A 16276-nucleotide genomic window follows, 5' to 3' on the forward strand; every position below is an offset into this window, starting at 1 on the left:
AGTACTAGCCGCAAAGCGCGCCACCCCTGAGTACCGGGCAGCCATGAAAGCCTACGCGCTGGCGCATGAACTGGGTTGCCAGGTGCGTGCGGTCCGGGAGACGCGAGGCTGGACGCAAACCGAGCTAGCCAGGCGAGCCGGTCTGAAACCGCACGCGATCAGTCGTCTCGAGGCCGGAGATGTGGTGCCTACGTTGACGACCCTCGAGCGAGTTGCCGCCGCCCTCGACGCCGAGCTGTCGGTGTCCCTGGCCGCATAACCACGACAGACGACACCAGCTCGACGGTCCATTGATCAGAAGTTGGGCGGGGGACATGCCACTGCGACCGGTGTGTGCATCGGCTGAGGCTCACATGGTGCCCGTGGGGATCGAGCCGAGCCTGTCGCGGATCGCACCGGAACGGGGCCGGGATCGAACCGAATCAGGGGCTGGGTCGTTTCAACCACGTCGGCGTACCGAGCAATCGAGGTCACGATGAGTGTCGATCAGGTAGGGCGCAGAGAGATCGTCGTCGCGGCGGGGGTGGTGATGGCGGCGGCCGCGTGCAGCACTCAGCGCGCGGCGTCGCCACCAGCCGCCACCACCTCCGGCGCGACGGCCACCACCACGGCGGGCGCGCCGCCGACCACCACCACAGCGGCTGCACCGCCGCCGAGCACGGAGGCGCCCGCGGCGGAACCGGGGCCCGCGCCGGTGAACGGCACCGTGCTGGCCGGTACCGAGCAGGTGCCGGTCGGGGGCGGCGTGATTCTCGGGGACACCGTGGTGACGCAGCCGAATGCCGGGAATTACCTGGCCTTTTCGACCGTCTGCCCGCATCTGGGCTGCGCGGTGAACTCGATTTCGGGCGGCGTGATCAATTGCCCCTGTCACGGCAGCCAATTCGGGCTGGACGGTTCGCTGGTGCGCGGGCCCGCGACGCGGGGGCTGGCGGCGCGCGAGGTGAGCGTGCAGGGCGGGCAGTTGGTCGCCGGTCCCGCGCCCGCTCCGCCGGTGGCTCCGGCCGCCGAGCAGCAGCCGCAGGCCGAGCCCGCGCCGGTGACGGTCACCGAGGCGGGCGCACCCGACAATGCGCTGGCGCGAACCTCGGAGATCCCGGTGGGCGGCGGCCTGATCGTCGGCAATACCGTTGTGACGCAACCGAATGCGGGCCATTACGTCGGATTGTCGGTGATCTGCACCCACCTGGGCTGCGCGGTCAACGAGATCTCCGGCGGGACCATCAACTGCCCGTGCCACGGCAGCAAATTCAATCTGGACGGATCGGTGGCGACCGGCCCCGCCTCGCGGCCCCTGGACGGCCGCGAGGTGAGCGTGCAAGGCGAATGGGTGGTTTCGGGCGCGGGCGATCCGAACGCCCCGATCCCGCCGCCGAAACCCTGGTGGTGCGAGATCATTCCGCCCGGCTGCCTGGGCTGCTGAACGCTCCGCTGGTTCACTACGTTCGAAGACCGTGATGGCCACCCGCTGAACGGACCGCAACTCGCCGGTCCGGACTGCAAGGTCCGATTCGGTCGGTTACGCGCTGGCACACTCGATCTCCATGGCGAGCGATGCGGAGTCGGATGGTCCGGGCGAAGGCGTCCTACAGCGGGGATTCGGCCGGGCGCTCATGGTCTTCGGTGGCCTGTTCCTACTGATCGGCAGCTATCAGCCGCTGTTGTCCTTCGACCGTATCGGCGGTGGTCGCGAATATTCGTTCATCGATCTGCGGGATTTCGGGACGCTACCGATGGGCCCGCTGATTGCCGGTGCGGTACTGCTCATCCTGCTTCCCGGACTGCTGGGCGAACGATTCCAAACCTCCGAGGCCATTGCAGGCGTCCTGGTCGTCACCTGTGCGCAAGCGTTCGCCACCGTCCTCTGGGTCGCGATCGGTTTCACCCTGATGTCGTCGGCCGAATCCGAGTCCAAGAGGGTGTACGAGATCTCCGGAGTCGACCTGAAGTTCGGTCTGTACCTGCTGATTCTCGGCTTGGCGCTGGCTGTCGCCGGGGCGATCTGGTGGTGCGTCAATGTCAGGCGGCGCGAGGGGTAGCGGTCAGTAGGGCTGGGCGGTGGAGGTCCAGCGTGGGGACAGTTGGTCGGTGCGGGAGCGGGGGAAGGAGAGGTGGGTGGGGTCGCCGTCGGAGGTGTAGCGGTCGGTGGGGTTGGCGGCGAGCCAGTCGAGCCAGTAGGTGGACGCGAAGGGGATCGGGGTGCGGCCGGAGCGGATTCGGGGGAGGGCGGTCGGTTCCATGTTGGTGGCGAAGGGGGAGGGGGCGGGATTTGCTCCGACCAAAAGGACCGCGGCGAAGTTGTACGAGGTGCCGTCCCAGGAGCCGGAGGCGGCGAGGGTGCGGTCGGCGGGATAGACGCCCAGGGGGAGGGCCATGGAGCGGAGAGGGGTGCCGGGGGTGGCGGCGGTGATGGCTCGGATGTTCTGGACGAGTTCGCGTTGGACGTCGGTGGCGGGGAGGCGGGCGAGGTTGGCGTGGGTGGCGGTGTGCGCGCCGAGGTCGTAGCCGTGGCGGGCGAGCCAGGGCAGCGTGCGGGGGTCGGCGCCGAAGGGGTCGTTGTTGACGTAGAAGGTGGCGGTGGCGGCGAAATCGGGGTGGCGGGAATGGAATTGCTCGAGCAGGCCGACGGCGCAGTCGGGGGTGGGGTCGCCGGAGGCGGTGAGGGTGAGCTGGGGGCGGGTGGAGTCGTCGAAGGTGAGGATCACCGGGTGGGTGCCCGCGGGCAGGTCGATGCTGCCCGAGAGGAAGGTGGCGATGGTGATCGGGCGGTAGCCCTCGGTGTAGAGCCGGTCCAGCTCGGCGGTGAATTGCTGTGGCGTCTCGTCGTATTCGCTGCCGGGGTCGGTCTCGATGCGGTGGTACATGAGGATCGGGATCTGGCCCAGCTCATTGGCGGCGATGGTGGCCGGGTCCGGTGGGCGGGCGGCCAGGGGCGGTGTGGTGGTGGCAGGTGGCGGCGCGGTGGCGGTCGTCCCTCCGCATGCGGCGGCGGTCGCGCACATCAGCGCCGCCGTGACCATTCGCAGCATGGTCCACGCCCTCATCGCAGCAACGCTACTCTGCGGCAACGGTTTTGAGTTGATCTCCGCGAAACTCGGCCGTCACCTGACGCCAGGCGCGATAGTGGTGCGCAACAGGCGTCTGTGGAAGTTGGTGTGTACGTTGCTCATGCGACTCCGGTCGATCCGCCGCCGGCGGTCCGCCCTGCTCGCTGTCGGTGCGGTGCTCGTCCTGATCCTCGCCGCATCGGCCTTCATCTTCGGCCGCGGGCGTCCCTCGGTCGCCGCCGCCGAGGCCCGGCCGCCCCGGCTGGAGCTGACGCCGCAGGCCGCGGCGGGGTCCTATCGCGATCCGGTCACGGTGCGCGGCAAGGCGATCGGTGCGAAACAGGTGACGATTGGCGACCGGTCGGTACAACCCGCGCCGGATGGGAGCTTCGAACTCACGCTGCCGCATGCTCCGGTGGACACCACGGTGGTGGCCATCAACAAGGCCGGGGACAAGGCTACCAATCCGTTGAAGGTGGATGTGGTGCTGCCGCGCATCCGCGCCGTGCACGTCACCGCCTACGGCTGGGCCTACGAACCCATGCGTGAGGCCGTGCTGGATATGGCCCGGGAGGGCCGCATCGACACCATCGAACTCGATATCAAGGACGAGGACGGCATCGTCGGCTACGACTCGCAGGTGCCACTGGCTCGCGAATCCGGTGCGGCCAGCACGATTTACGACGCCGGGGCGGCGCTGAAGCAGCTGCACGATATGGGGCTGAAGGTGGTGGGCCGGATCGTCGCCTTCCGCGATCCGACGCTCGCGGGCTGGGCCTGGCACAACGGCCACCCCGACTGGGTGATCCAGAATTCGGGCGGTCAGCCGTACTCCAGCGGGTACGGGGCCATCGCCTTCACCAATTTCGCGAGCCCCGAAATCCGTTCGTACAAACGCGATCTCGCGGTGGAGGCCGCGCGACTCGGCTTCGACGGTGTCATGTACGACTACATCCGCAGGCCCGACGGCGGGCTGGGCGGCATGCAGTTCCCTGGGCTGGGCGAGTCGCCGTCGGATTCGATCGCGAACTTCCTGCGCGAGGTCCGGGATCCGGTGCACGACGCGGGAGCCTCGCTCAGCGCCGCGGTCTTCGGCATCGCCGCCACCCGGCCCGACGAGATCGCCCAGGACATCCCCTCGATGGCCCGGTACGTGGATTTCCTCGCCCCGATGCTCTACCCCTCGCACTGGCATCCCGGCGAATACGACGTGGCCAACCCCAATTCGCAGCCCTACGACATCGTGTTCCGCTCGCTGCAGGACTTCCGGGCGCGCACGGCCGGCACCAATGCCCAGATCATCCCGTGGCTCCAGGACTTCAGTCTCGGTGTAGCCTACGGCGACGCACAGGTGAAGGCCCAGATCGACGCCACCCACGACGCCGGGTACAACGGCTTCTTCCTCTGGAACCCCGCCGTCACCTACCACCCAGGCGGCATCCTCCCCGGCTGATCGCCGGATCGCCCTCCGGGGCAGGAGGGCTGCATCGTGTCCGGAATTCTGCTGGAATCCGACCGCCGCCGTGAGGCGCTGCGGACGAACCTATGGTTCGTGCCGACGGTCGAAGTGCTGGCGGCGGTGGCGCTGTTCGTGGGCACGTATCTACTGGACCGGGCGGTGTACCGGGGCGCGTTCGAGGTTCCGAGCTGGGTGATCGGCGGCACGCCCGACTCCGCGCGGCAGGTGCTCACCGCCATCGCCGCGGCCATCATGACGGTGGTCGGCGTGGTCTTCTCGATCACCATCGTGGCGCTGACCCTAGCCTCCACCCAGTTCGGGCCGCGCATGCTGCGCCTGTTCATCCGGGATCGCGGCACCCAGATCACGCCGCAGCCGGGACGGGTACGTGCGGGTCATCGCGGCGCGGGCGAATTACGAGCGGCTGGTGCAGCGGGCGTTCGAGAAGATCCGCCAGGACGGGCGCGGCAGCCCGGCGGTCATGATCCGGCAGCTCGACGCACTCGCCCAGATCGCCAGCCGCACCGATGATCCCGCGCGGCGCGGGGTGCTGCTCGAGCAGGCGGAGATGATCAAGCGGTCGGCGCTGGAGTCGATTCCGGAGGGCGCGGATCTCCAGGACGTGCTGCGGCGGTACCGGGTGATGGCGCAGTTCCGGACCGAGGAGTAGTTCCGGACCGCGGAGCGGTCAGTGCCGGAACCATCGGGTGCGGCGGGAATTCCGGTCGTCCGGAAGGGGCTTCGCCGCCGGGGGGAGGGTGTCGGCCGGGTCGAGGGTGAGCAGGGGGGCGATGGCGCGGGGGAGGTCGAAGCGGGTGCGCAGCCACGGCCAGGCGGGGGAGAGGGTATCGGTCAGGTCGACCGGGGGGAGGTTCAGGGCGGCCACGGCGTGCAGAAGGGTGGGGTGGGGCAGGTCCCACCGGCGGGCGCACTCGGTGAGCAGGGTGGGGAGTCGATCGGGCGGGGTGAAGGCGAGGATACGGCGCAGGGCGGGGACGGCGTCGGGGGCCTTGGACCGGGAAACTAGCTCGGCGACAACGTATTCGGGGTCGGCGGTCAGGGCTGCCGAGAGGATTCCGCACGGGTATTCGGCGGCGGGCCGGTCGGTGGCCGGGGTGTGGATCAGGTCCGAGAGTTCGGTTCGGGACCAGCTGGTTCTTCTGAGGCGGCCGAATGGCAAGCGGGGCAGGCGGATTCCACCGCGTTCGGATTCGGGTTCCGGGGCGGGGACGGCGAGGGTCACCAGGGCCTCGATCGGTTCCGGGAGGTGCAGTGGACGGCGGAGCGTGCGCCATGCGGGGCGCAGGGCGGCGACCAGCTCGGCGGGCTCGGATCGCGAAAGGGTCAGGGCCTTCAGCAGATCGGCGGTGTCGAGGGCCGGGTAGCGGGCGGCCTCGGCGATGAGGGTCGGCAGCAGCTCGGTCGGCGCGCAGGCCAGGATCTGGTCCAGCGCATAGCGATCCCGGCCGTTGCAGGAGACGTTCACCACCAGCTGGGCCACGATGGCGAGGTTGGTGTACATGGCGCTGCGCAGGATCCGGCTGTCGGCGGTGTGGACGCCGGGATCGTCTACCTCGGCATTCAGGGTCTCGTACACCAGGGCCCGGTCGCGGGATTCGAGGGAGTGCTCGCGCAGGGTGCGGTGGCGCAGCAGGTATCCGGCGATCACGCGGCGGCGCTCGTGATCGCCGGTGGCCCAGTCCTTTCGCAGGCGCGGCCAGACGGATTCGGCGTCGGCGGGGGTGAGCGGGCCGGAGCCGTTGGTGAGTCGGGCCCAGGCGGCCGCGGCGAGCGCGTCGCTCATATCGAGATCGAGCAGGCGCGCCACCTCGACGGTGCGGGCGCGGTCGGGGCCGTCGGCCAGGATGCGGTCGGTGAGCAGCTGTTCGAAGGTGCGGCGGACGCCGGGGCGGTGGTCGTGGGCGGCCAATGCCCTTGCCGCGGAGGGTCTTCCGATGGCGAGGGCGACGGCGCGGCTCGCGACGGTCTGGTCGCGGAACCAGTCGGGGGACAGCTCGGGATCGGCGATCACCTCGGCCAGGGAGTCGTCGTCGAGCTCGGCGGGGGGACGGGAACGCAGGTGCCTGCGGTGACACCACTGGCCGATTTCCGCTGCCGTGGAGAGACTTTCGGGGATCGCCACACCGGCGCGCCGGTAGTCGACGAGCTGCTGACCGAGCTGGACGAAGGGGTCCGATTCATCGCCTCGATCGCCCGGGGAGACGATGCGGCGTTCGCCGCCGGGCGCGGCGGGGTTGTCCCGGGTCACCGCGGTGATGGCCGGAGGGTGCACGGCCGGGGTTGTGGAGGTGCAGAAGGTCAAGTCGCGCAGGCTGTTCCGCGGCAGGATGCCGTAGAGCGCGCGCAGCATGGCCAGGGCGTCGGTGGCGTGCTCGACATGCAGCTCGACGGCGGGGCCGCGACCGGACAGATGCGCGAGGGTGTAGCCGAGCAGCGCGGGCAGCCATTCCAGGTCGAGGTAGGCGTCGGCCGCGGCGGTGAACGCGGAACCATTGCGGTCCAAAGGTTTCGGTGGGGGGTTCCAGCGGTCTGTCGGGTATCGGGGATCGTCGAGGGTGGTGCGGAATCCGCCGGAGTCGTAGAGGGTCAGGGTGGTCGCGCCGTCCAGCGTTCCGGGTTCGGCAGCGATCAGGTGTGCCACGCAGGTGCCGGGGCGTGCGTTCGAGGGCGTCTTCAATACCGCGACGGCCAGTCCGCGCGCCAGCGTGAATTCCAGTGCGAAAGCGTCCGGCGCGGCCGGGGCCCCGTCCCAGGACACCAGCGAACCCAGCTCCCGCGTGGTGGATCCCAGTGCGGCGGGCTAGTTTCCGGAGCGTGCGACCACGCCGACACCGGTGCCGGAGGACTCCAGGCTCACCATGGCCCAGCCGCACAGCAGTTGCGCGAAACCCGTCATCGGTCCGCCCGTAGGTGGTCGATGAGGTTGAGCATGTGGATCACCGGGTCCACGGCGGCGAAGGGTTTGAACACCGGGTAGGTGTTGTCGGCCCGCTTGCCGCAGCCCACCGCCGAGACCGGGAAGTAGCGGTTGTGCGGGAAATGGATGGACAGCGTCGAGTCGACGGCCGGAAACAGTTTGCGCACAAGTGATCTCGTGGCGTCGGAGCGGTAGTCGATCTGGCCCGGCTGGTAGAGGTTGCCCGCGCCGTTGAGGCTGTACGGGGTGTCGGCCCAGTCCGCGGGCGGTGCCACGATGCCGACCTCGGGCAGGTTGATCAGCGACAGCAGATCGGATTTCGCGATGATCGTCGAGGCGTGCAGGCGGGGTGGCTCGATCGGCAGGTCCAGCGGATAGCTGTTGGCGGTGCGCCACAACTTGGCGATCTGATCGATCATCATCTTGGTGCGGCCCACGGTCTGGGAGTGCTCGACATTGTTGCTCAGGCTGTCCGCGTTGGCCGGGCCCGCGTGCTCGCGCATCATGGCCAGGTACTGCTTGTTCAGGGTGGACGGCACCACGAACCAGATGAAGTCGGCGATGGCCAGGTGCGGGCTCACCTTGGCGGCGATCTCGGCGTCGGCGACATCCTCGCCCGCGACGTCCACGAACGCGAGATTCACTGTGCGCCTGGTGGACAGGGACGTGAACTTGATCAGGATCGGGGTGCGGACCTGCCAGTTGCTCCAGGCGTGGGACTGGGTCTGCTGCTGGGTCATCGGCGGTTGCGGGGGTCGCGGCGGCATGGGCGGGCGGGGCGGTTGCGGCGCGCCGGGCGGGATGTTCTCCTGCCGCTGCGCACCGAGATAGCCGCGCTTCTGCGTGTAGCCGATGGCCTGCCGGTTCATCAGCGTGTTCTCCAGCACGGCAAGCATTTTCGTGGAGCGGCGGGACGGCACGATGGACCATTCGCGGGCCAGCACCGGATCGTTCATGACCGAATAGATCATGGACACGATGAGATGTGTTTTGGACGAAGCGGATTTGCCGACGAAGCCGATCACCGTGGTGGGATAGTCGAGGATCTCCTCGTCGATCTCACAGCCGTTGGGGCAGCGCCGATCCAGGTGGCGCGAATAGTCGCCGACCCGGGTGGCGAAGCCGCCGTTGGGCTGGCGCAGCACCCAGATCCAGGAGCGGCGGCCGGAGTCGAACTTGAACTCGGCCAGGCAGTTCAGGCAGACGATGCGCACCGTGTCACAGCACCTGGTAGGTCAGCCACAGCAGGGTGATCAGGAAACAGCCCGCGCCGAGCGCGGCCGCCATTCGCAGCCAGTGCCAGGCGCGCGAGCCCGGGTACACATACTGCTGCCAGGCCAGACCGGCCCGATTGTGTGTCATCGCAGTTCCTCAAAGGTGGTGGGCGATGGAGACGATCACCCAGGCGAGCAGCACGAAAACCAGCCAGCCCGCGGTGATTCCGGCGAGAGCGGCACCCAGTAGGACGCCGCCGATGTAGCGGGGATCGTCGCGGGTGAGGCCCTCCAGGACGCGTTGGCGGTAGGCCAGGGCCGGGTGGATGAAGATGCCCCACAGGCCGGTCGCGGGCAGGTCGACGCCCGGGCTCGCGGTGGTCGGGGGCGGGCCGGTGAGGACGCTGGTCTGCGAGCGCACCGGCACGGTGGCGGGGTCGGGGGTCTGGATCCTCCGCGTCACCTCGCGGGTCTCCGAATGCACGGCGTCGCGGAAGTAGTGCTGGAACTCCGCCGCGGACTGGAACCGCAGCGCCGGATCCGGCGAAAGCGCCTGATCCAGCACCGATCTGAGCTGCTGCGGCAGATTCGCCGGCGCGAACACCGCCTCCAGCACCTCGGTGCACACCACCGCGAACGAGTACACATCGCTGAGATGAGTGAACCGCCCATGCTCGAGATACTCCGGCGCCGAGTAATTCTTCGTCCCCACCACCTGATTGGCCCGCGTGAGCCGCAGCCTGTTCTCCCGCATCTCGATGGCGATCCCGAAATCCGCCAACTTCGCCGACCCATCCCGGCAAATCATGATGTTCTCGGGCTTGATATCCCGATGCACCACCTGCTTCGAATGCGCGTAGACCAGCCCACTCAACGCATCGGTGAGCACCCGCGCAACCGGCGGCAACCCCCAATTCTCCCGTGCCCCCATGTACTGCCGCAGATTCTCCCCATGAATGAACTCCATCACCAAAAACGGTGACCGACACCCATTCTCATCGAAAACCCCCGAATCATGCAGCATCACAACATTCGAACAATTCATCTGCGCCGCAATCCGAGCCTCCCGCTCGAACCGCTGCCAGGCCACCTGCTCATCCTGCGCCCTCACCGCCAGACTCCCCGCATCCAGCACCTTGACCGCAACCTGCCTGCGCAACTGCCGATCCCAGGCATCCCAAACCTCGGCCATCCCACCCTTGCCGACAAGCCCCCTGAGCTCATACCGCCCATTGATCAGCCTCACCGGCACGAAACCTTCCCCGCGGAGCAGCCGCTCTCCCGCAGCCCACCCCCCGACTACAACGGATCACCCGCGAGTGTACGCCCGCCCCCACCCACCCACCCGTCCCTCATCCCGCCACCACCCCAACCCCTTTCCCTCCCTTCCCCCACCCCCTCACCAGCCGATTTGCCCGACCCGGGGTCCCATGGTGTACCTTCTCCCAGTCGCCGAAGAAACCCGGCGGCAAGCATCCGGGGCTATGGCGCAGCTGGTAGCGCACCACACTGGCAGTGTGGGGGTCAGGGGTTCGAGTCCCCTTAGCTCCACCAATCGTGTCATTGCACGAACCGACTCCATTGGGGCTGGTACCGCAGAAGCGGTACCAGCCCCAATGTCGTTTCCGGGTTGGGGATGCGGAAGGTGGGGACGAGGCGGTCGGGTCCGGTGATGGCAACCTGGGCGACCAGGGCCTCGATCAGTGCCTTGGCCTGGGTACGGGTGCCTGTGGCGATGATTTCCGCGATGCGGTCGGCGATCCGATCCAGCGTTGTGGGTTCCGGGGCAGTGGGTTCGCTGGCCAGGGTGGCGGTGAGTTGGTCGCGGCGCGTGGTGAGCTGGGTTGTCTTGGCGCGCAGCTCACCCAGTCGTCCGGCGAGGAGCTCGGGGTCGAGGGTGCCGTTTTCGAAGGCGGTCAGATACCGGTCGACCGCCCTGTTGGGTCTTGATGAGTTCAGCGGAGACGGTGGTCAGCTCGGCGCGAGTGTCGCTGCTGGCGTCTCGGTGATGGAGCCTCTGGGCGTGGATGGCCTGGGTGATCAGGTCGTGGCGGGTGCGGTAGAACTTGCCCAGAGATTCGAGGATGGCTGAGTCGACGGAGTCGGCGTCGAGGCGGGTGAAGTCGCACTTGTCGGTGTCGTAGCGGGCACGGTTGAAGCAGGTGTAGTAGCGGTAGCTGCGGGAGCGGCCGGTGGCGCGGGTGCCGATCATGGCGCGCCCGCAGCGCGGGCAGCGCAGGCGGCCAGTCAGCAGGTAGTCCGAGGAGTTGGCAGCGCGGTGAGCGTGGGATTCTCCGCGTGCTTCGAGGACTTTTCGGGCGTGGTCGAAGGTGTCGGTGTCGATGAGAGCGGGGTGGGTGTCGGTGACGGTGGTGCCGCGGAAAGTCAACTCGCCGAGGTAGATCCGGCTATTGAGGATCCGCAGCACGTGATGCCCGGACCATTCTCGACCGGTGCTGGCACGATGTCCGCGAGCATTCAACTCCGCGGCGACGGCACGGGCACCGAGACGGCGGCAGGCGTAGAGGTCGAAGATCATGCGCACAACCACGGCTTCGGCCTCGTCCATGATGAGGGCTTGGGTGGTTTTGTCGACTCGGTAGCCGTAGGGCCGTTTGCCGCCCTTCCAAAGTCCTTTGGCGGCTTTGCGTTCCATGCCCGCGATGACGCGGTCGATGATGGTGTCGCGTTCGAATTGGGCGAACATGCCCAGCATCTGCACCAACATGCGGCCCATGGGAGTGGAGGTGTCGAATGGTTCTGTGGCCGAGCGGAACACGACCTTGGCCCGGTCCAACTCGTCGAGCAGGGTGACCAGGTCGCGCAGGTTGCGCGAGAAGCGGTCGACTCGGTAGACCACGAGCACATCGATGACCCCGGCGCGCGCCGCGTGCATGGCACGTTGCAGACCTGGCCGTTCGGTGCTGGCGCCGGAGGCGTCGTCGGTGAAGGTGGAGGTGTGCCGCCAGCCGGGTTGGGAATCGATGTAGGAGTCCAGGCGGGCGTCCTGGGCTTCGATGGAGTAGGGCTGGTTGTCTTCGGTGGTGGAGCGGCGGGTGTAGGTACCTACTCGCACGTCCTGTTCCCATGCGGCCGTGTCGGTGGAGATACGTGACGTTGAGGATTTCTTGGTTCCTGCCATGCTGCCGTTCCTTCCCATCGATACACGTTTCTCGAGAATATGGATGTCCGAAACAACCTGCGGCGTCCCGGAATTCGGGTTCGGGATTCGGGGTGTGCCGCCGGGTCTATTGTCCCTCGATCGGTTTTCGAATGTATTGGTGTGGCGGGTATTTCGGTCGGGGTGTTTCATGCGGCGTTCCGTGCGCCATAGTCGGTGTGGTGGCGGTGGGTCCATGCGGTGATGAGGTCGGCGAGGAGGGTGACGGCGGTGTCGTGTTGGGTGGTGGTGAGGGCTTCGGTGTCGATTCGGTCAATGTGCCAACGCTGGTGGGCGCGGTCGCGGGCAGGCTGCTTGGCGGGTTCGGTGCCAGTGGAGGCGCGCTTTCGGGGTTCGGGGTGTTCCATTGAGGCTCCTGCGTGATGTTCGGCGTTTGGAGTGGCGTCACCCTGTACTGGCAGGGGAACCCGCGTTTATCCGGGTACGGGACCGGAATTGACGCAATTCCGTGTTCCGTGGTCAAGGTTTGGCGTCGATCGCGCGGTCCGCTGGGTTTGGCCTATTGGCTGCGTGCGCCTGTTAACTGCCGAGCAGGGGCCCGATTTCGACATTTCAGTGTGAAACGGTTCGATAACGATCGGTGTCGCCACAAGAATGCACCCCAGGGACAATTGTCTTGTCCCTGAGGTGCTTTGGATATGGTCGCGGCGGTGCGTGAAACGCGCCCACGTCTGTCGTCGTCGGGGCGCAGCTCGCTACGCCTGCTGCTCTACTCGGCTGATGCCGATAATCCCGGCAATCCCGGCCGACCACCTCGATCCCGCCACTGAGCGCGGCCCGTTGCCCCGTGATCCAAAGCGAGTTGGATACTTCGTGCGCGTCCGCCCGGATTCTGGTGCTCGAAATCGATGACCTCGAGCGGCTCGACGTCGATAACCTCTGTGATCAGTCCGGCTTCCTCAAGTGCAGCCAGGTCTTCACGCGCAACCGCGAGCAGGTCGTCCGCGGTGATCGCGGTGCCGACCTTGCCGTCGTACCCGACCGGTGCCCAGGACCCGTCGTGATACTGCAGCCACCCGGCGGGCCGGTCCCCGTTCAGCAGCGCTGTCACGCCTTCGGCAGACATCACGGTGCCTCACTCGCGAGGCGAGGGGTTCGGGCCCAGGTGTTCCCAGGTGACACTGTGATGACGGTGGCGACCTCGAGCAGTTGCTCGGGGATCGTGTGGTCGTCGAAATGCTCAGTGCTGGGCACGATTACGGTATCGACGTCCAGACGGGCGATGGCCACCCGCAGGCGGTGGACGCGATCTTCGGTATGTTCGCTGAACACAATTGTCTTCCGCAGGTCGTAACCCGTTCGCTTGGCGGCAGCGAGGATTCGCAGCTCATCACGGGGCTGGTTGAGCCCCGAGACATCACTGCGCAGGAACCCCACAGCGGAGGGCAGCAGGCCCATGCTCACCACCCCCGGCTGATCGGGACATAGGTGTGTGGTGGCTCGGCGGCGAGTCTGGCCTGAATGTCGGCGACAGTCAGCCGCGGCTTCGTGTGCCGAGCGCTGTCGGTGACGCCGCCGTCGGCGACGCGACCGAGGACGGCGGCGACGAACAGCAGTAGCGGAATCAGTGTGGCGACGAGGATGATCGACATGTCGGGTGTTCTCCTGCTCCCTGGAACGGTTCTGGAGTGCACCCGGCCCCAGGGGGAATTCCGATCCGGCGGCCGGTGCCCCATGACCGTGACACGTGCCACAATTGACCAGGGGCACAAACTGTCCCCCTATGCCGTTGCGGACCGTGCGGAGATATCGCCATGGTGCAAGACAACGAATTCGGCCCCCGACTGATGCGCCTGCGTCGCCAAGCAGGCATGACCCGCCCCATGCTCGGCGAACTCGCCGGCCGCTCGGGCAGTTGGGTCACATCATTGGAGACCGGCCGACTGAAACTGCCCCGTCTGCCCATGCTCATCCGCCTGGCCGAGATCCTCGACCTCAACGACCTGACCCAGCTCACCGGCGAACAACCTCTGGCCCGCTCGGTCTACGCGAAGGCGACCCACCCCGCCCTGCCCAAAGTCACCGAGGCGCTTGCCTCCTATCCGGTGACGCCCAGCAGCGAGAACGCCGACCTGTCGCCCGAAGCGCTGGCCGCGCGTGTGCAGCAGGCGTGGGTTCTGTGGCATGGTGCGGCTCACCAGCGTTCGGCTGTGGCGACTTTGCTGCCGAATCTGTTGTGTGACACCCGCGTTGCGGTGCGGCAGCTCGACGGCAAGGACCGCCGCCGGGTGCAGGCACTGCTGGCGCAGGTCTACCACCTCACCCAGCTATATCTGTCGTTCCAGCCGCCAGCGGCGTTGGTGCTGATGTCCGGTGACCGCGCCATGACGGCCGCCCAGGACGCCGACGACCCGCACGCGATGGCCGCCGCGGCCTGGTACGTCAACCACATCTATCGCGACGCGGGCGAAGAACACGAAGCACGCGTCGCACTCGCCAACCAGATGTGCGCGCTCCTGAATCCCGACAAAGCGGGTTCCGACCTCGCGCTGTGGGGCTTGCTGCATCTGGCAATGGCACTGTCCTACGCCAAGATCGGTCGCGAGGGCGACGCACTACGCCACTGGGATGAGGCCGACCGCGCCGCGCGTGCACTGGGTGACGACTATGTGCACCCGTGGCTCATCTTCGGTCGCGCCATGGTCGATGCCTACATGATCACCATCCAGGCCGACCTCATGCACAGCGGCTACGCCATCCAACAAGCCGCCCGGGTCGACCTGGACATGATGCCCTCCGCCACCCGCCGCAGCTTCCACACGGCCGAAACCGCACGCGCACACCATATGCGCGACGAACCACTCGCCACCGTCACCCTGCTGGCGAAGGCAAACCGGGAATCACCCGACACCTTCGGGTTCTCCCTCTTCGCCCGCTCCGCGGTCCCCGACCTCGTCGAAGGCGGAGGTGCGACGGTCCGTGCCGACGCCGAACAGCTCGCATCGGTACTCGGACTCGAAGTCTGACAACGCCGCTGATTCCGATCCTTGTGCGTCTTCATCACCGTCGGCCTCAGATTGACACGAGCGGTTGACCTTCGACCGCCCCACGCTGACCGGCTCGGTCAGCGCGTCGGATTCGGCTCGAAGCGCCCAACGTTCGCGATGTAGGGTGTGACCAAAATCGTGTCGGGATGAAACTCTCATCCGCACACTGGAGTTAGAATCGGGGGCTCATGCGCGGGAACAGGAAAACAGCGGCTGTTGGTTCGCCGAGAGCGTCAGGCAAAGAACTCGACGTGGTTCAGGCCATGCTGGTGCAAAAGGTTGCCGTTGCTGCATCGCCCGATGGCTCGGTGTCGGTTCGTGTCGGTGCCGATGGCACAGTCCACCGGTGGTCAGTGTCCGACCGCGCACGTCGTGCCGATCCCCAGCAGGTTGTGGCCACCGTGATCGAGTTGATCGGGGAGGCCCGTAGTGCTGCATACGAGGCTGTCCGCGCAGATCTCGGACTCGGAGTCGTAAATGAACCCCGTTCCGGTCCAAGCGGTCTCGCGTCCGCCACTCCGCGCGATGGAGCCGCCTTCGCGGATGCGGTGGACTACGACGACTGGCAGCGAGAGCAGAGTCTGAACTCACCTTTCCGCAACTCGACGAACTGGTGACGTCTTCTGCTCGACGCTCACCTGTGTCAACAAATGATCGACGCACCGTCGAGTTCGTTCGATGCCTTCCCTTCGGATCGGGTACGTCGCGTTGAATGAGCGGTCCGTGGCGGCACATCATCCCACAGGTTGGTCTCCTATCGAGACGGACCTTCGCGCCCTTCGACCCCGGCAGGTCGAACATTAGTGATGGTAACCTCTGCGGCTATGAGTGATGCGGGGGGGGCGCTGACAGCCTGTTCGTCGTACCCGAGGACGTAAAAGCACTGGGCCGCTTCGCCCTGGATGTCGCCGGGACATTACGTTCGGCGCTGGACTCGGCAGGAAAAGATGTTGATGCGCTCCACTGGACCGGAACCGCGGCCAAGTCCTTCAACACCGGCTGGGACGAATGCTCTGAGGGCGGGAAAACCATTATCGACGCGCTGACCACGTTGGCCAAGAGCCTCGGGGTCGCCGCCGAGACCTACACCAGCCACGATCTGCTGTCCGCGGAACGCTTCACGAGCCTGGATCTGTGACATGAGCGACGACGACGGTTACTCCGTAGACCTCGACGCGCTGGACGCACTCGTGTCCCGTCTGGTCAATCTGTCAAAATTTCTGACCGACCAGTTCACCGCCTTGGACGACAAAGTGGCCACCTTACGGGCGGGAGCCTGGGACAGCGAGGCGGCTGCGGCGTATGAGGAAGCTCATCGCCAATGGCTCACGGGCGCGCAGGAATTCGCGCAAGGCGTCACCGATACGAGCGACGCCGCAAAGAAGGCCCATGGCCATTACAGTTCAGCGATCGAGGCCAATTCTCAAATGTTCGGTGGCCGCTAGTGTCC

Annotated in this window: 19 protein-coding genes, 1 tRNA gene and 2 pseudogenes; 12 read left to right on the forward strand and 10 right to left on the reverse strand. The window is 67.0% G+C overall.

Annotated features, from left to right (window positions below):
* The 3 genes from NS2_RS31155 to NS2_RS31165 all read left to right on the forward strand — a co-directional run.
* On the forward strand, nucleotides 1-259 hold a 259-nt coding region (locus NS2_RS31155), incomplete at its 5' end, for a helix-turn-helix domain-containing protein (protein WP_222594893.1).
* 216 nt (nucleotides 260-475) lie between these two features.
* Nucleotides 476-1423 (forward strand): QcrA and Rieske domain-containing protein, encoded by a 948-nt coding sequence (locus tag NS2_RS31160; RefSeq protein ID WP_228102677.1) that lies wholly within the window; start codon nucleotides 476-478, stop codon nucleotides 1421-1423.
* A gap of 121 nt (nucleotides 1424-1544) precedes the next feature.
* Nucleotides 1545-2039, forward strand: coding sequence for a hypothetical protein (locus NS2_RS31165; protein WP_033090706.1), 495 nt, complete (start codon nucleotides 1545-1547; stop codon nucleotides 2037-2039).
* A gap of 3 nt (nucleotides 2040-2042) precedes the next feature.
* Here the strand turns inward: NS2_RS31165 and NS2_RS31170 are convergent, their stop codons facing one another.
* A complete protein-coding gene (locus tag NS2_RS31170) occupies nucleotides 2043-3044 on the reverse strand; it encodes a polysaccharide deacetylase family protein (RefSeq protein ID WP_033090707.1) in 1002 nt (333 codons plus the stop codon).
* A gap of 124 nt (nucleotides 3045-3168) precedes the next feature.
* Here NS2_RS31170 and NS2_RS31175 point away from each other — a divergent pair, with 124 nt between their 5' ends.
* From NS2_RS31175 to NS2_RS38045, 4 genes and pseudogenes are all read left to right on the forward strand, one after another.
* Nucleotides 3169-4500 carry a putative glycoside hydrolase gene (locus tag NS2_RS31175; protein WP_228102678.1) on the forward strand — a complete coding sequence of 444 codons (1332 nt, stop codon included), beginning with the start codon at nucleotides 3169-3171 and terminating at the stop codon, nucleotides 4498-4500.
* A gap of 138 nt (nucleotides 4501-4638) precedes the next feature.
* Nucleotides 4639-4786 (forward strand): annotated as a pseudogene (locus NS2_RS38035) (DUF2254 domain-containing protein); the annotation flags it as partial.
* Between the two features lie 108 nt (nucleotides 4787-4894).
* Nucleotides 4895-4954, forward strand: a pseudogene (locus NS2_RS38040) (hypothetical protein); the annotation flags it as partial.
* Nucleotides 4955-4987: 33 nt separating this feature from the next.
* Nucleotides 4988-5176 carry a hypothetical protein gene (locus NS2_RS38045; RefSeq protein ID WP_261340760.1) on the forward strand — a complete coding sequence of 63 codons (189 nt, stop codon included), beginning with the start codon at nucleotides 4988-4990 and terminating at the stop codon, nucleotides 5174-5176.
* A gap of 18 nt (nucleotides 5177-5194) precedes the next feature.
* On the opposite strand, the gene NS2_RS31185 is transcribed toward NS2_RS38045, so the two are convergent.
* The 4 genes from NS2_RS31185 to NS2_RS31195 form a co-directional block, all read right to left on the reverse strand.
* Nucleotides 5195-7285: a hypothetical protein gene (locus NS2_RS31185; RefSeq protein WP_033090710.1), complete on the reverse strand. Its 2091-nt coding sequence runs from the start codon at nucleotides 7283-7285 to the stop codon at nucleotides 5195-5197.
* A 134-nt stretch (nucleotides 7286-7419) separates the two neighbouring features.
* The gene (locus tag NS2_RS31190; protein ID WP_033090711.1) at nucleotides 7420-8658 is read right to left on the reverse strand and encodes a hypothetical protein; all 1239 of its coding nucleotides are present in this window, start codon (nucleotides 8656-8658) and stop codon (nucleotides 7420-7422) included.
* 4 nt (nucleotides 8659-8662) lie between these two features.
* Complete coding sequence (locus tag NS2_RS36450) at nucleotides 8663-8806, reverse strand: hypothetical protein (protein ID WP_155239287.1); 144 nt, start codon at nucleotides 8804-8806, stop codon at nucleotides 8663-8665.
* Between the two features lie 9 nt (nucleotides 8807-8815).
* Nucleotides 8816-9910: a serine/threonine-protein kinase gene (locus NS2_RS31195; protein ID WP_084978499.1), complete on the reverse strand. Its 1095-nt coding sequence runs from the start codon at nucleotides 9908-9910 to the stop codon at nucleotides 8816-8818.
* 226 nt (nucleotides 9911-10136) lie between these two features.
* On the opposite strand from NS2_RS31195, the gene NS2_RS31200 reads away from it, so the two are divergent.
* Nucleotides 10137-10212 (forward strand) — tRNA-Ala (locus tag NS2_RS31200).
* Between the two features lie 307 nt (nucleotides 10213-10519).
* Here the strand turns inward: NS2_RS31200 and NS2_RS31205 are convergent.
* The 5 genes from NS2_RS31205 to NS2_RS31225 all read right to left on the reverse strand — a co-directional run bounded on the left by NS2_RS31205 (nucleotide 10520) and on the right by NS2_RS31225 (nucleotide 13431).
* Nucleotides 10520-11800, reverse strand: coding sequence for a recombinase family protein (locus tag NS2_RS31205; RefSeq protein ID WP_033090714.1), 1281 nt, complete (start codon nucleotides 11798-11800; stop codon nucleotides 10520-10522).
* A 167-nt stretch (nucleotides 11801-11967) separates the two neighbouring features.
* Complete coding sequence (locus NS2_RS31210; RefSeq protein ID WP_033090715.1) at nucleotides 11968-12186, reverse strand: hypothetical protein; 219 nt, start codon at nucleotides 12184-12186, stop codon at nucleotides 11968-11970.
* Between the two features lie 362 nt (nucleotides 12187-12548).
* Nucleotides 12549-12908, reverse strand: coding sequence for a hypothetical protein (locus tag NS2_RS31215; protein WP_143161413.1), 360 nt, complete (start codon nucleotides 12906-12908; stop codon nucleotides 12549-12551).
* Entirely contained in the window at nucleotides 12905-13237 is a 333-nt protein-coding gene (locus NS2_RS31220; protein ID WP_033090717.1) for a hypothetical protein, read from the reverse strand. The genes NS2_RS31215 and NS2_RS31220 overlap by 4 nt, the downstream gene beginning before the upstream one ends.
* A 2-nt stretch (nucleotides 13238-13239) precedes the next feature.
* Nucleotides 13240-13431, reverse strand: a complete 192-nt coding sequence (locus tag NS2_RS31225; protein WP_033090718.1) for a hypothetical protein — start codon at nucleotides 13429-13431, stop codon at nucleotides 13240-13242.
* A gap of 162 nt (nucleotides 13432-13593) precedes the next feature.
* On the opposite strand from NS2_RS31225, the gene NS2_RS31230 reads away from it, so the two are divergent.
* From NS2_RS31230 to NS2_RS31245, 4 genes are all read left to right on the forward strand, one after another.
* Nucleotides 13594-14805, forward strand: coding sequence for a helix-turn-helix domain-containing protein (locus tag NS2_RS31230; RefSeq protein ID WP_033090719.1), 1212 nt, complete (start codon nucleotides 13594-13596; stop codon nucleotides 14803-14805).
* Between the two features lie 272 nt (nucleotides 14806-15077).
* Nucleotides 15078-15443 carry a YbaB/EbfC family nucleoid-associated protein gene (locus NS2_RS31235; protein WP_147459104.1) on the forward strand — a complete coding sequence of 122 codons (366 nt, stop codon included), beginning with the start codon at nucleotides 15078-15080 and terminating at the stop codon, nucleotides 15441-15443.
* 236 nt (nucleotides 15444-15679) lie between these two features.
* Nucleotides 15680-15964, forward strand: a complete 285-nt coding sequence (locus tag NS2_RS31240; RefSeq protein WP_082062753.1) for a WXG100 family type VII secretion target — start codon at nucleotides 15680-15682, stop codon at nucleotides 15962-15964.
* Between the two features lies 1 nt (nucleotide 15965).
* Nucleotides 15966-16271 carry a WXG100 family type VII secretion target gene (locus NS2_RS31245; RefSeq protein WP_033090720.1) on the forward strand — a complete coding sequence of 102 codons (306 nt, stop codon included), beginning with the start codon at nucleotides 15966-15968 and terminating at the stop codon, nucleotides 16269-16271.
* The last annotated feature ends 5 nt before the right edge of the window (nucleotides 16272-16276 follow it).

It is taken from the genome of Nocardia seriolae NBRC 15557 (genome assembly GCF_007990715.1).
Lineage (GTDB): Bacteria > Actinomycetota > Actinomycetes > Mycobacteriales > Mycobacteriaceae > Nocardia > Nocardia seriolae.